This is a genomic window from Kineococcus sp. TRM81007, from assembly GCF_022669155.1.
Classification (GTDB): Bacteria; Actinomycetota; Actinomycetes; order Actinomycetales; family Kineococcaceae; genus Kineococcus.
Window position 1 is genome coordinate 235,783 of the sequence record NZ_JALBVB010000056.1, and the last position, 14,173, is coordinate 249,955.

At 79.0% G+C, this 14,173-nt stretch carries 10 protein-coding genes and 1 tRNA gene; 5 read left to right on the forward strand and 6 right to left on the reverse strand.

The genetic code is table 11. The annotated features are described in order from the left end of the window. Nucleotides 1–6: 6 nt before the first annotated feature. From MN205_RS15330 to MN205_RS15345, 4 genes are all read right to left on the reverse strand, one after another. Nucleotides 7–960 (reverse strand): Gmad2 immunoglobulin-like domain-containing protein, encoded by a 954-nt coding sequence (locus tag MN205_RS15330; protein ID WP_242128800.1) that lies wholly within the window; start codon nucleotides 958–960, stop codon nucleotides 7–9. Between the two features lie 61 nt (nucleotides 961–1,021). After that, a complete protein-coding gene (locus MN205_RS15335) occupies nucleotides 1,022–2,206 on the reverse strand; it encodes a hypothetical protein (RefSeq protein WP_242128802.1) in 1,185 nt (394 codons plus the stop codon). 107 nt (nucleotides 2,207–2,313) lie between these two features. Further along, nucleotides 2,314–2,386: transfer RNA gene (locus tag MN205_RS15340), tRNA-Arg, on the reverse strand. A 60-nt stretch (nucleotides 2,387–2,446) separates the two neighbouring features. Beyond that, on the reverse strand, nucleotides 2,447–3,517 hold the full coding sequence (locus tag MN205_RS15345) for an acyltransferase family protein (protein ID WP_242128804.1): 1,071 nt from the start codon (nucleotides 3,515–3,517) through the stop codon (nucleotides 2,447–2,449). 504 nt (nucleotides 3,518–4,021) lie between these two features. Between MN205_RS15345 and MN205_RS15350 the strand changes: the two genes are divergently transcribed. Continuing rightward, entirely contained in the window at nucleotides 4,022–4,435 is a 414-nt protein-coding gene (locus tag MN205_RS15350; protein ID WP_242128806.1) for a hypothetical protein, read from the forward strand. Nucleotides 4,436–4,476: 41 nt separating this feature from the next. Here MN205_RS15350 and MN205_RS15355 read toward each other — a convergent pair whose 3' ends face one another. Continuing rightward, a complete protein-coding gene (locus tag MN205_RS15355) occupies nucleotides 4,477–5,382 on the reverse strand; it encodes an NAD(P)H-hydrate dehydratase (protein ID WP_242128808.1) in 906 nt (301 codons plus the stop codon). Beyond that, complete coding sequence (locus MN205_RS15360) at nucleotides 5,379–6,272, reverse strand: histidine phosphatase family protein (protein WP_242128810.1); 894 nt, start codon at nucleotides 6,270–6,272, stop codon at nucleotides 5,379–5,381. Before MN205_RS15360 ends, MN205_RS15355 begins: the two co-directional genes overlap by 4 nt. A 141-nt stretch (nucleotides 6,273–6,413) precedes the next feature. On the opposite strand from MN205_RS15360, the gene MN205_RS22005 reads away from it, so the two are divergent. The 4 genes from MN205_RS22005 to MN205_RS15380 all read left to right on the forward strand — a co-directional run bounded on the left by MN205_RS22005 (nucleotide 6,414) and on the right by MN205_RS15380 (nucleotide 14,119). Then, on the forward strand, nucleotides 6,414–8,075 hold the full coding sequence (locus tag MN205_RS22005) for a PP2C family protein-serine/threonine phosphatase (protein ID WP_242128813.1): 1,662 nt from the start codon (nucleotides 6,414–6,416) through the stop codon (nucleotides 8,073–8,075). Nucleotides 8,076–8,132: 57 nt separating this feature from the next. After that, entirely contained in the window at nucleotides 8,133–12,014 is a 3,882-nt protein-coding gene (locus tag MN205_RS15370; RefSeq protein ID WP_242128814.1) for a hypothetical protein, read from the forward strand. Further along, on the forward strand, nucleotides 12,011–12,193 hold the full coding sequence (locus MN205_RS15375) for a hypothetical protein (protein ID WP_242128816.1): 183 nt from the start codon (nucleotides 12,011–12,013) through the stop codon (nucleotides 12,191–12,193). Before MN205_RS15370 ends, MN205_RS15375 begins: the two co-directional genes overlap by 4 nt. Nucleotides 12,194–12,442: 249 nt before the next feature. Then, nucleotides 12,443–14,119, forward strand: coding sequence for a bifunctional diguanylate cyclase/phosphodiesterase (locus tag MN205_RS15380; protein WP_242128818.1), 1,677 nt, complete (start codon nucleotides 12,443–12,445; stop codon nucleotides 14,117–14,119). The last annotated feature ends 54 nt before the right edge of the window (nucleotides 14,120–14,173 follow it).

The following is a 14,173-nucleotide window of genomic DNA, read 5'->3' on the forward strand; positions in this document are numbered from 1 at the left end:
GACGCGTCAACCGGCGACGGTGACGTCCTTGGAGTCCACGGCGACCACGGACCCGTCGCGGGCGGAGACGCTGAACGCGCGGACGGTGTGCTCGCCCGGCCCCAGCGGCACCTCGACCGACCACGCACCGCGGCCGGGGGCGCCCTCGGCCGCGGTGGTGAACCCGTCGGCCACCACGGCGCCGGAGGCGTCCAGCACCTCCCAGCCCACGGTGGCCTCGAACACCGACGCCTCCCCGCCCAGCGTCACCGGGGAGGTCACCTCGGCGCCCTGCGCGGGGCCCAGCACCCACACCGGGCCCAGCACCGAGGACGCCTCCGCCCGCGCCAGCGCCTCCCCGGCGTGAGCGCCCAGGCCCCACAGGTCCGGCACGCGCGAGCCGTCGATCATCAGCTGCACCCCGGCCACGGACGGGTCCGCCGCCGTGACCGTGTGCACGACCTGCTGCAGCGCCGCCTGCGCCTGGTCCTCGCCGGCACCCGGTGGTGCCGTGGCGGCCTCCGCGGACAGCTCCACCGTGACCAGGTCCTGCATCCGCTCCACGCCGAGCACCTCCGTGCCCTCCGGCCACGGCACGAAGTAGTCCGGGTCGCGCGGCGGCTGCAGCATCTCGCGCAGCGCCGTGGAGACCGGGTCGCCCGCCGAGGGCACGTCGTGGAACTCCCGGTAGAGCGCGACCTCCAGACCGCCCTCCATGCCGGTGCGGCCGGCGTAGTACGCGGGGACGGTGATCGTCCCGGCGGGGGAGGTGCTCGTGCCGGAGCCGGTGGGCGTGCCGGTGGTCGTGGCCGTGGAGGTGGCGGCCGCGGGACCGGCGGGGGCCTCGGCCGAGCCGCACGCGCTCAGCAGCAGGGCGGCGGCCAGGGCCGTGCCCGCCGCTCCCGCCCTGCCGGGCCGGTGCGCGGCGCTCCTGCCACCGGGCGTTGCCGCCGGGGTTCCGGACTGCGGTACGCGGTTCACAGCACCCATCCCCCCAGCATCGCAGGGGGCGGGCCGGGCAGCAGGGCGGGCGCGCGGCGGCTCACGCCGGCGAACGCTCCACCGCGGGGGTGCTCCGCGCGCCGTGCTCCCCGGTCAGGACCAGGAGGACGCCCAGCGCGCCGAGCGCCAGCAGCCCCCCGGCGCCGGTCGTCGGGAGGCCGTCGTAGTTGACGTACGCCCCCGCGGGTGCGGTGAGGGCGAGGCCGAGCATCCCGCCGACGACGACCACCGGCACCAGCAGCGGCAGCGCCGCCGTCGAGACGGCCGCCGCCCCGGTCAGCACGAGCGCGGTGGTCAGCACCCGCCGCCGGGACGGGGCCCGCAGGCCCGGCCCCGCCGCCAGGAGGAACGGGGCCAGGGCCGCGACCAGTGCCGGGCCCACCGCCCGGGACAGGTCCCGCGGTCCCGGCACGAACCCGGCCGGGTCCAGCAGCAGCACCACCGCCAGCGCGGTCGGCAGGACCACGAGGACCGCACGGGTGGGCGCGCCGACGGCGCGGGGCGCCGGGCCGCTCCCCGCGCCGGCGGGCGGGGCGGCGGCCGGGCGCAGCGCGCCGGCGCACGCACCCGAGACCAGCAGCAGCGTCAGCGTCACCAGCGCGTCGGCGGTGGACAGGTCCCCGGGGGTGAAGGTGGCGTAGCGCTCGCCGCCCAGGTCCTGCACCGCTACCGCGCACGCGGTGCCCGCCGCCAGCGAGCCCGCTCCCGCCAGCCACCACCAGCGTGCCCCGCCCGCCGGCGGAGCGGGACGCCCCGTGCGCCAGCCCCGCGAGATCGCGGTGCCCGCCGCCGCACCCACCGCCGCTCCGGCACCGACCGCCGCGAGCACGAGCACCGCGGCCAGGGCGGGGGAGCGGCCGTCCACGGCCCGGCCGAGGACCGCGTTGGCGAGCACGACCGCGGCACCGGCCCCCAGCCAGGACGCGACCGGCACCGGCGGGGCGCCGCGCCACGTCGCCCGGCCCGCAGCCCGGCCCGCGGCCCGGTGCGCGGGGCGGGCCGGCAGCAGCGGCAGGGCGCACCACATCGCGGCCACCGCGGCCAGGCGCACGTCGTGGGCGATCAGCGCGAGCTCGTCCTCACCGGGCACCTGCGCGGTGTGCCCGGGGCCCAGGGCCCGCGCCTCCGCGGCGTGCACCGCCGACATGGCCGTGGCCGCCAGCGCCCAGGACACCGCCCCGCCCACCAGGGCCGTCCCGCCGATCGCGGTGCTCAGCCAGCGCATGCCGCCACGCTACGGGCCCGCGGCGCACGCGGGCCAAGTCCTCGGCGCGGGCGGCGGGGTGTTCACGGGCGGTTCGCCCGCCCGTCCCCGTCCGCGGCTGTGCTGGGTGCCCCCGGCAGGATTCGAACCTGCGACACACGGTTTAGGAAACCGATGCTCTATCCCCTGAGCTACGGGGGCCCGCCCGCCGGCGCTCGCCGCGGGCCCTGGGAGTCTAACCGGACCCGCCGAGCCGCCGGCCTACGCGGTCCGCCGTCGCGGCAGCGGCGCCTCGACCCACGCGGCGTCCTTCAGCCGCAGGGCGGGGCTCTCCACCAGCAACCACGAGGCCGCTGCGGCGGCGCAGGCCAGCAGCAGGCTGAGCGCGACGAAGCCGGCGGTGCCGAGCGCGGCGGCCCCCGCCAGGGCCAGCAGCAGCTGGATCGGCCAGTGGTAGACGTACAGGCCGTAGGAGAGGTCCCAGCGGGGGTCCTGCCGCAGCGGCAGGCGCACCGCCGCCCACAGGAACAGGTAGGCGAACGCCGGGCCGGCCAGGGCGCGGTGGTCCGGCAGCAGGTGCAGGCCCGCGACGACCAGCGGCACGCACGCGGCGGCCAGCAGGCCGCTGACCGGGACCCGGTCGGCGAAGACGTGCCCGGCCGCCCCCAGCAGGAAGACGAACAGGAACCGCAGCATCAGCTCCGTGCCCAGGTCCACCCCGGCGGCCGAGGCGATCGTCGCGGCCCACAGCAGCCCGCAGGCCAGGAGCAGCCAGCGGCGCCGGCGCAGCACGCCCAGCACCCCCAGCGCGGCCACGGCCCCGTAGCAGCAGGCCTCGAAGAACAGCGTCCACAGCGACCCGTCGAGGACCGCCTGCCCGCCCTCGACGGGGTCGGTCACGGCGCTGACGCCGAACTGGCGCATGAGCAGCGCGGCGTTGGCGGTCACGTACGACACCGCGGTCTCCGGCCCCTCCAGCACCGCGGTGGCCGGCCTGCCCGACAGGACCGCGGCCAGCGGCGCCACGACGGCCGCGGTGACCAGCAGGCACACCCAGAAGCCGGGCGCGATGCGCAGGAAGCGGTGCCAGGCGTAGCGGCGCAGCGAACCCAGCCGCAGGAAGCTGCGGGCCACGAGGAAGCCGCTGATGACGAAGAAGCCGTCGACGGCCAGGCTGCCCAGGTCGGTGGAGCCGACCTGGGGCTGGTGGCCGAAGCCGTTCTCCATCCCGTGCACGACCGCCACGGTCACGGCCAGCGTCAGCCGCAGGACGTTCAGCGAGTTGCTGCGCGGGTCGAACAGCGCCGCCAGGGTCGGGTACCTCCCGGGCACCCGCCCCCCGCGAGGGGGTGCGACGACCCGAGGGTCGTCCCGCTCCCCGGTGCTCGCACCTCCGCCGCCGATGGTCCTGCCCCGCCCCACGCGCGCCCCCGGATCCGTGCCCCGTCTGCTCGGCCGGCGGTCGGCGCAGCCCCCCGCGCCGTCCGCCGCCGGTCCTCCCGGGTGCAGCGCGCCGCCCGGGGAGACCGTCCCGCAGGACCCTACCCTCACGTGACAGGAGGGTTGAGGGGCCGGACCCCCGTCCTCGCCGACCGCGACGACCCCCCACCGGGCGCGACGGGGGAGCGGGGAGGGGTGCCGCGGGACCTACGACGCCGTGTCGTTGACTCGCGTTGCGCCGCAGGCGAACACCCGGCCCCCGTGTCCGGAGGGGGCCGTCCGGGTGCCTACACTCAAGTCGCAAGACACGCCGACCGATGCCGTCTCCTGGGTGTCGGGCCGAGTCGAGGGGGACTCCGACACCCGGCCGACGTCGTCTCCCGAGGAGAATCCCGGATGTCCGTTCAGACCGTCCGCACCGAAGCCCGCGCGAGCGTCCCCGCGCCCCGCCGTGCTCCCCGCGAGAGCGCCGCCCTCGCAGCCATCGACGCGGCCCTGGCCGAGACCGGCTGCATCCTCGTGGCCACCTCCGCCACCGAGGCCGGCTGCAGCATCGCCTTCTACGACGCCCGCTCCCTCAGCCGCGCCGTCGACGTCATCGCCTCCGCGGCCACCCGCTGCGGGGACGACGCGCTCGCCGCCCGCGCCCGTCAGCGCGGCGCCGGCGCCTGGAAGGTCACCGCCGAGCCGCAGGCCTGGTCCGGCCCCGACGGCGACCCGCACACCGCCGGGCAGCGCTCCTCCACCACCTGGAACCTCCAGGTGCCGCAGTCCGACGTGGTGCCCGCCGCCGCCGCGCTCCTGGCCTGACGCGGCACCTGGCCTGACGCGGCACCGGGGGCGCCGGCCGCTCACACCTCGATCTCGGCGAGCACCCGCGGCACCTCCGCGGGCAGCTCCCGGGCGAGGAACCCCAGCCGGCCCACCGAGCTGGCCAGGCGGTCCCCGGCCCGCCCGTGCAGGTGGCACGCCCACACCGCCGCCTGCACCGGGTCCGCGCCCCGCGCGCACAGCCCCGTGACGATCCCGGCGAGCACGTCGCCGGAACCCGACACCCCCAGCCCGGCGCCGCCGGACACGTCCAGCCACAGCCGCCCGTCCGGCGCCGCGATCCACGACTCGCCCCCGCCGGCGGCGACCACGCACCGGCTGCGGCGGGCCAGCTCGCGCGCCGCGGCGGCCGCGTCCCGCTCCACCTCCTCCTCGTCCACGCCCAGCACGATCGCCAGCTCCTGGGGGTTGGGGGTGAGCACGGCCCGGCCGTCGAGGTGGTGCAGGAACGACGCGTCCCGCGTGACCGGCGCCAGGCCCAGCGCGTCCAGCACCACCGTCTGCCGCAGCGGCGGCACCAGCACCTCCAGCAGCTCCACCACCGCCGCCTCGCCGACCGTGCCCACCCCCAGGCACACCGCGTGCGCGCCCTGCGCCAGCTCCGCGAGCTCCGAGCCCTCCGCGCCGCACGAGGGGTCGATGCCGCCCTCGTCGTTCGCGGGCAGGGCCAGCACCAGCGCCTCGGGCAGCGCCACCCCCAGCGTCGGTGCCGTCGAGGCCGTCGTCGCCACCTGCAGCTTGCCCGCGCCGCAGCGCAGCGCCGCCTCCGCCGCCAGCAGCACCGCGCCCGGCGTGCGCTCGCTGCCACCCACCACGCACGTGCGCCCGCGCGACTCCTTGCCCACGCCCGGCGGCGGCAGCGGCCACTCCCGCAGCACCGCCGACGTGACCGTCACCGCGTCCGCCGCCGCGTCCCGCGGGCTCACCGCGCCACCCGCGCCGTCCCGGCCCGCGCGCCGTCCCCCGGGTCGTGGGCCGCGTCGTCGGAGCCGTCGCCGGAGCCGTCGCCGGAGCCGTCGCCACCGGGGTCCTCGTCACCGGGGTCGTCGCCGGGGTCGTCCGTGACCCGCACGTCCGCGACCGCCCGCGCGTCCCCGGCCAGCCGCAGCCGCAGCGCACCGCCGTCGCGCTCGTAGGAGGTCACCGAGCAGTTCGCCAGCGGCTCGCGGTCGTCCAGCTCCAGCACCGCCCGCTCGTCCAGGCCCTCGAGCACCAGCCGGAAGTTCATGACCACCGCCTGGTGGGAGACCACCAGCACGTGCCGGTCGGCGTGCTCCTCGCGCAGCGACGCCAGCACGCTGCGCACCCGCAGCGCCACGTCGCACCAGCTCTCACCGCCCGGCGGGCGGTAGTAGAACTTCCCCAGCCGCGCGCGCCGCTCCGACTCCTCCGGGAAGCGCGCTCGCACCCCGGCGCCCGTCAGCCCGTCCCACCAGCCCAGGTCGCGCTCGCGCAGCCGCTCGTCCGTGCGGACGTCCGGCACGTCCAGCCCCGCCGCGCGCGCCCCGCGCACCACCTCCTGCGCGGTCCGCAGCGCTCGGCGGTACGGGGAGCTCAGCACCACCTGCGGTGCCGGCGGAGCACCCGCCCCGCCCGCCAGCCACGTCCCCACGGCCGCCGCCTGCCGCCGGCCCAGGTCCGACAGCGGCACGTCCGCGTCCCGCTCGCCGACGTCCACCACCTCGGCCTGCGCGGCTCGCGCCCGCGCGTCGGCCACGTTGCCGGTGCTCTGCCCGTGACGGACCAGCACCAGGGAGGCGGGCCAGCGCAGTCCGGGTGATCCGGGGGAGTCCAGGGGATCGGGGGAGTCGGCCACCCGCCTACGTCTATCGCAGCGGCCCGGCCCGTGCGCGGTGAGCCGTGCCCGTCCCCACCGGGAGGTGACAAGGTGTGACGATGCGGTCCCGGCGGGCGCAGGTCCCGCCGCCGGAGGAGGAGGTGCACGCTGAAGCGGCTCGTGCGGCGCTGGCACCACCTCATGCTGCGCACCACCCTGCAGCGGCGCGTCTCCGTGATGGCGGGCGTCTTCCTGCTCATCTCCCTCGCCCTGACCGTCGTGCTCGCCCAGAGCCTGCTGGGTCCGGAGCGGGACGGCGATCAGCACCGCGCCGAGCAGCGGCAGTGGGAGGCCGCCGGCGAGGGGCTGCGCGACCTGCGCGGCGACTTCGTCGAGCTGCACGCCGTCCACCAGCAGTACGTGCTGTCGACCGACCCCACCCAGACCCCCCGCCTCGCCCGCGAGCGCGAGCAGCTGGCCGAGCAGCTCACGCAGCGCGAGGACCAGCTGCGCGAGGAGTTCGCCGTCCTGGAGCCGACCGCGCTCACCGGCCGGCTGGAGGAGGCGCTGCGGGACGTCGAGGAGTGGCGGACCGTCGCCGACAGCCAGGCGGACGTCAAGGCCACCGGGGACGAGGACGGCCTGCGCAGGGCCCTCGCCAACGCCCCCGCCAGCCGGGAGTTCCGCACCGCCTACCTCGACATGGAGTCCCTGGCGCGGGAGCTGCACCAGGAACGCACAGCCGACGCCGAGCTGGCCGAGGAGGACCTGAACCGCTTCCGGCTCGTGCAGGTCCTCGTCCTGGGCATCGCCCTGCTGATGGTCCCCACCGTGCTGCACCTCGTGCGCCGCTGGGTCCTGCGCCCCCTCGACCAGCTCTCCCACCAGATGCTGGGCGTCGGCGGCGGCGACCTGCAGACCCCCGTGGGGCTGGCCGGGCCCCCGGAGCTGGCCGCCGTGGCCCACTCGGCCGAGACGATGCGCCGGCGCATCCTCGACGAGCTCGCCGACGCCGTCTCCGCCCGCGAGGCCCTGGCCCAGGGCCAGCCCCTCGTCGCCGAGGTGCGCGACCAGCTCGCCGCCCACGAGCTGCCCGTCCTCGCCGGGTGGTCCGCCGCCGCCGCGCTGCGCCCCGCCGAGGGCCTGCTCGCCGGCGACTGGTACGACGTGCTGCCGCTGCAGGACGGCCGCTACGCCGTCGTCGTCGCCGACGTCTCCGGGCACGGGGCGCGCGCCGGCATCGTCGCCATCCAGCTCAAGCGCCTCCTGGAGGCCGCGCTGCACCTGGCGCCCGAGCCGGACCTGGCGCTGGCCATGGCCGCGCGCGTCTTCACCGACGAGGCCGAGCGCTTCGCCAGCTGCGTGGTCGCCGTCGTCGACCCCGACTCCGGGCTGGTGCGGTACGCCAACGCCGGGCACCCCGCCCCGCTGGTGCTGCGCTCCGACGGCGGGGCCGTGCGCCTCGTCGCGGAGCTGGAGGCCACCGGCCCGCTGCTGTCGTGGCTGCACCTGGACGTGCCCGGCGCCTGGAGCACCGGCACGGTCTCCCTGGCGCCCGGTTCGATGCTCGTCGTCTACACCGACGGGCTCACCGAGGCCCGCCCCAGCGGCAGCACCGACGAGCTGGGCGTCGAGGGCGTCCTCGAGGCGCTCTCCGGCCTGCCCGAGCTGACCCCCCAGACCCTCGTCGACGAGGCCCTCGACGTCGCCCGCCGCTTCAGCGGCGGGCGGGCCCGCGACGACGTCACCCTCGTCGTCCTCGCCCGCAGCACCACCCCGGCCCCGAGCGCCCCGCCCGCCGCCCCCTCCGCCCCGGGCGGCTCGCCCCTCCCGGCCGGCTGAGCACCCCGGCGCGGCGAGGTCCTGGAGCGGCCCGCCCGCGCGCCTACTGTGGAGGGCGTGAACGACGCCGCACGCCCCACCGCCGACACGACCCGACGGCGGTGGTGGGCCGAGGCGGAGGCGCTCGGCGGCACGTCCACCCTGCTGGACCACCCCGACGGGCCCGACGCGGGCCTGGACCTGACGACCGCGCACCCCTCCGGGCTGGCGCAGCTGCTGGCCGGCGGGCCGGCACCGCTGTCCAGCCTCGTGCGCGAGTCCGGAGCCTTCGCCGACGCCCGCCGCCGCGCCCGCACCACCCACCGCCGCGCCGCCGTCCTGCTCGCCCAGCGCGGCACCCGCGCCCTGGCCGTGGCCGTGGGCACCGTCACGTGGGTCCCGCCGCACGGCCCGGCGCGCCGCACCCCCCTGCTGCTGCGCCGCTGCTCCCTGACACCGGTGGACGGCACGCAGGACGACTTCGTCGTGCAGCTCGACGCCGGCGTCCTCGTCAACCCCGTGCTGGTGCGCACCGCGCGCGCCGAGCTGGGCGTGGAGCTGGACGCCCCCCGCGTGGCGCGCGCCGTGGGCAGCCACCGCGGTTTCGACCCCGACCCCGCCCTGGAGGAGGTGCGCCGCCAGCTGTCCGGCGCCCCGGGGCTGAGGGTGGAGCGCCGCCTGCTGCTGAGCACCTTCACCGACCCCGGCTCCGACCTGCTCGCGCACCTGCGCGACCACGGCGCGGACGTGCGCGGCCACCGGGTGGTGCGGGCCCTGGCCGAGCAGGTGCCCGTCGCCCCCGCCGGCGCGCTGCCGGCCGGTGGTGACGCCCCGGTCGCGGACCGCACCGGGCTGGCGCTGGACCCGTGGCAGCACCGCGCCGTGGAGCACGTCCTGGCCGGCGGCGACCTGCGCCTGGAGGCATCCGCCGGCACCGGCGCCACCCAGGTCGCCGCCGCGATCGTGGCCGCCGGCGCCGCGGCGGGGCGCACCACCCTGCTCGTGGCCGACTCCGCCGCCGAGCGCCGCGCCGTCGATGAGCGCCTGCGCGAGCACGGCCTGGGGCGCCTCGTGCTGCACGTGACCGCCGAGCTCGACGCCGCCGCCGTGCTCGCCGCCGTGCGCGAGCAGACCCGCGCCGCCAGCGCCGAGGCCGCCGCCCGCGGCGGCGGCGCGGACCCGGGGTCCCCCCGACCGGAGGCCGCCGGCGCCGCCGCGGTCCTGGACGAGCACGCCCGCGCCCTGCACCGCCCGCGCGAGCCGTGGGGCGTCAGCGCCCACGACGCGATGGAGGCGCTGGCCGCGCTCGCCGAGCGCGACGTGCCGGCCACCACGACCCGGCGCCTGCGCGGCCGGGCGCTCGCCGAGTGCCGCCGCGAGGACCTGCCGGTGTGGGCGGCGCGGCTGCGCCGCGCCGTCGAGCTGGGCGCCTTCGAGGTCAGCGGGGCGAGCACCCCGTGGGCGGACGCGCCGCTGCGCAGCCCCCGCGCGGCCGAGGACGCCCTGGCGCGGGTGCGCTCGGCGCTGGAGCGCACCCTGCCCGCCGCCCGGGCCCTGATGGCCACCGTCTGCGACGCCGCCGGGCTGCGCGGGGCCGCCTCCGTGGCCGAGGCGAACGCGCGGGTGGAACTGCTGGAGGGGGTGCGCGCCAGCGTCGACCGCTTCGGGGCCGACGTGTTCACCGTCCCCCTCGGCGACCCGGCCGCCGCCACCGCGACCGCCCAGTGGCGGCGCGAGAACGGCGTGCGCATGGGCGCGCTGGCGCGCTGGCGGCTGCGCCGCCGGGCGCGCGCCCTGCTGCTGCCCTCCGCGGCGCCCGAGAGCACCGCCGAGCTGCACGACTGGCTGCAGCGGGCGCGCGCCCAACGGCTGGCCTGGCAGCGCGTCGCCGTGCGCGAGACCGCACCCCACGTCCCCGACGGCCTGGACGAGCTGTGCACCGCCGTCGCCGCCCTGCGCGCCGACCTGCTCGACCTCGAGCGCGTCCTGCCGGGGCGCCTGCTCGGCGACGTCAGCGCGGACCGCGTCGAGGACGGCTCGCTGCTGGCCGTGCCCCTGCCGGAGCTGACCGCGCTGCTGCGCTCCCTGGCCGCCGACGCCGCCGCCCTGGACGACCTGCCCGAGCGCACCGTGCTCCTCGACGAGCTCGCCGCCGCCGGCTGGCAGCCCCTCCTGGAGGACCTGGGCGCCCGCTGGGGCGGCGCGGGCAGCCTGGACCTGACCGCGGAGGTGGAGCGCGCCTGGTGGGCCGGCGTCCTGGACGCCGTCTGCCTGGAGGACCACCTCGTCGGTGCGCCCGACGCCCCGGCGCTGCGCAGCGCGCGCGCCGGGCTGCAGCTGGCGGAGGCCGCCGCCCGCACCCACGACGCGCGGCGGGTGCGCCGCGCCGTGGACGCGCGCGTGCCGGTGGCGCCCGCCGCACCCGTCCGGGCCGCACTGCCCGCCCTGCGCGGTCCCGGCCGGCCCGCCGAGCCCCTGGGCCCGGAGCTGACGGCGGCGGCCGCGCTGCTGCCGTGCACGGCGCTGTCCGCGGCCGGTGCCGCCGCCCTGGCCGCGGACCTGCCGCAGGCCGACCTGGTGGTGGTGCTGGGGGCGCGCTCGACCGCCACCTCCTGGGCGCTGCCGGCGCTGGCCCGCGGCCGCCGCCTCGTGGTGGTGGGCGACCCCGCCCTGCCCGGGCCCCGCGACCTCGCCGACCTCGCCGACCTCACGGGGCGTGACGGCACCGGCGAGGCCGCCCCGCCGCCCCGCAGCCTGCTGGACGACGCCGCCGGCGTGCTGCCCGGCCTGCGGCTGGAGCGTCAGCACGCCTGCCTCGACGACCGGCTGCTCGAGGGGGTCGTGCCGGTCACCGGCGACGACGCGCAGGACGTGCTGCCCGGTTCCGGCCCCGACCCGCGCGCCGTGCACCGCACCTCGGCGCGCACCGGTGCCCGGCGCGGGCCGGACGCGTTGGTGGAGCTGACCCTGGGCGTCGTCGCCGACGCGCTGCACCGGTGCCCGGGGGAGTCGCTGGGCGTCCTCGTGCCCGACGCGGCCGGTGCCGACCTGCTGGGCGACGTCCTGCGCCGGCGCCTCGCCGAGCGGGGGCTGGGGCACGCGGCCGGGGAGCTGCTGGTCGCCGAACCGCCGCGCTGGGCCGGTGAGCGGCGCGACCACGTCGTGGTGCTCGCCGACCCCGTGACCGGAGGGGCCGGCCTGGGCGCCGGGCACGCACCCCCGCAGGAGGTCGTCCTGGCGCTGACGCGCTCGCGGCTGCGCACCACCCTCGTGCTCGACGACGCCCGGTGGGAGGCGGCGGGGCACGGTGAGCCGGGCGGCTCGGCCGTGGACGGCCGCCCGCTGCTGCTGCGGACCGCGGTGGCGTGGGAGTCGCCCGCCCCGCACGGCGAGCGCACCACCAGCGCGCTGCAGCGCCGCCTGGCCGCCGCGTGCCGGGACCTGGGGCTGCCCGTGACGCTCGGCGCCGGGCGGTCCGGAGCCGTGCCGATCGCGGTGCGCCGCCCGGACGGGACGGGACCGGCGCTCGCGGTGGAGCTGGACGGCCCGGGGTGGGCCGCCGTCGGCGTGCTGGAGCGGGAGGTCGTCGCTCCCGCGCGCCTGGAGCGGCGCGGCTGGTGGTGCGTGCGCTCCCTGGAGGCTGACGTGCTGGCCGACCCCGCCGCCGAGGCGCACCGGCTCGCGCGGCGCTGGCGCGAGGCGGTGGCGGAGCTGGGCGAGCCGGCGGACCTCGTGCTGGACCTGCGCGCGGACGCCCCGGTGGGCCCGCCGCCGCGGGACCCGCGGGTGAGCGGACGCGACGAGCGGCACCGCGCCGGGCAGGACGCCGGGCAGGACGCCGTGCAGGACCTCGAGGGGGACGTCGAGCGCGAGGCGCCGGACCGGCCCGGCGAGCCGGGGGAGCCTCGGCCGGTGGTCCGGTCCCGGCCGGTGCCGGTGCCGCGCGAGGAGGCGTCGTGAGCGTGCCGGGCGGGCAGCCGCGAGGAGGCGCCGGGCAGCGGCGCGAGGAGCCGGCGGGGACCGGCAGCTCCGTGGAGGACGAGCGCTCGGCCGACGACCGCGACGAGGGCTGGGGTGAGCGGGCCGGCGGGCTGGACGACGACTGGTACCTGTCGCAGCGGCCGCCCCACTGGGACTGAAGCGCTCGGTGCGCCAGGTGCGGGGCGCACCGCACCGCACCTCACGCAGCGTTCTGGTGCATCGCTCTCAGCGAGACCCTGATGACGTCTCGTGGACCGCGCGTGACGGTAGGTCGAGATCTCGCGGTCTCCGCTGTCGCAGGGGTTCCTCGTGCGGTCGCGGGCCCACATGATGGGCGCCGATCAGCGGCCGCGACCCCACCCGGTCCGGCCGGGACAGCGGTCGAGACGACGGTCGGGAGGTGGGGTGTGCACGGGTACCGCGCTGCGACCGGCCCCGCCGCGGCACCGGTGAGCGTGCCCCGGCCGGGCGCGACCCCCACCGGCGCCGGGTCCCTCGCCCGGCACCCGCCGCGCCGGCCCCCGCGGGTGGGACGCACCCCGTTGGTGCTCCTCGCCGCCGCCCTGGTCGGCATCACCCTGACGGCATTCGCGCCGCTGCCCGGGGAGCTCGCCGTGGGGGTGGGCGTGCTGGCCGGTGCCTCGGCCGGTGCGGTGGTCGGTGCCCTCCCGGGGCGCCCGGCGGCCCGCACTCGCCGGTTCCCCGGTCCGGACTGTGCGCGGGCGGGGCGCCGCGGGCGCGCGGCGCCGCGCGACCGGCTGACCGGGCTGCCCGAGCGGGAGGCGCTGCTGGCGGCCGTGGACCGCGCCCTGGTCGCGGCGGCCCCGGGAGGACCGGCCCCTGGCCTGCTCGTGGTGGACCTCGACCGGTTCCGGGACGTCAACGACGCGCTGGGGCACGACGGGGGCGACGACGTGCTGCGCGCCCTCGCCGGTCGGCTGCGCGCGCTGGCGCCGGCCGACGCGGTGGTCGGCAGGCTCGGCGGCGACGAGTTCGCCGTCCTCGTCCCGGACGGTGCCGGCGCGGAGGACCTCGCACGGCGCGTCGTGCACAGCGCCGGGCGGCCGCTGGACGCCGGCGGGCTGCGGGTGCTGCTGCCGGCGAGCGTGGGGGTGGCGCTGGCACCCCGGCACGGGTCGGTGGCGGCGGCCCTGCTGCGCAGCGCCGAGGCCGCTCTGCACGAGGCCAAGCGGGTGCGCGGGTGCGCCTGCACCTACGGCGGCGAGCACGCTGCCACCGGAGCCCCCGGCGCCGAGCGCCTGCGGTTGCTGGGCGAGTTGAGCCGGGCGGTGGAGCGCGGTGAGCTGTTCGTGCACTACCAGCCGCAGGTCGACCCGGCGACCGGCGCGCTCGCGGGTGCGGAGGCCCTGGTGCGCTGGCGCCACCCCGACCTCGGCACCGTCGCACCGGACCGCTTCGTGCCGCTGGCGGAGGGCTCCGGCCTGGTCCACGCCCTGACCGGCGTGGTGCTGGGGCACGCCCTGGCCGACCTGGCGGGCTGGCGGGCGTGCGGGTGCGACGTGACGGTCTCCGTCAACCTCTCCGCGCGCTCGCTCGCCGAGACCGGTCTGCCCGCGCTGGTGGCCCGCGAGCTGGATCGCCACGGGGTGCCTGCTCGGGCCCTCGTGCTGGAGGTCACCGAGACGGCTCTGGTGGCGGACCCGCAGCGGGCCCGCACCGTCGTCGGCGAGCTCCGCGCCCTGGGGTGCTCCGTGGCGGTTGACGACTACGGCACCGGGCAGTCGTCGCTGCGCCGCTTGACGGGCCTGGACGTCGACGAGCTCAAGATCGACCGCTCCTTCGTGACCGCGATGACCACCGACCGCGCCCGGGAGGTGATCGTGCGCTCCACCGTGCAGATGGCCCGGGACCTGGGGCTGCGGGTGGTGGCCGAGGGCGTGGAGGACGCCGGCACGCTGCGGGCCCTCGCCGCACTGGGCTGCCACCTCGTGCAGGGCACCCACGTGGGTGAGCCCGCGGCGGCGGGGGACCTGCTGTGGTCGCTGGCCACGCGCGGCGGTGCGGCGCACCTCGGCGCCGCACCACGGCTCGTGGTGCGGCGCCGCCCTTCCGGCGCGCTCTGACCCCGTCCCACCCGGCGTCCCACCCGGCGTCCCACCCGGCGTCCCACCCGGCGT

Excerpts from the sequence above, each read along its gene's own strand:
- MN205_RS15335 (WP_242128802.1), bottom strand. The coding sequence starts at position 2,206 with ATGCGCTGGCTGAGCACCGCGATCGGCGGGACGGCCCTGGTGGGCGGG.
- MN205_RS15350 (WP_242128806.1), top strand. The coding sequence starts at position 4,022 with ATGTCCGTTCAGACCGTCCGCACCGAAGCCCGCGCGAGCGTCCCCGCG.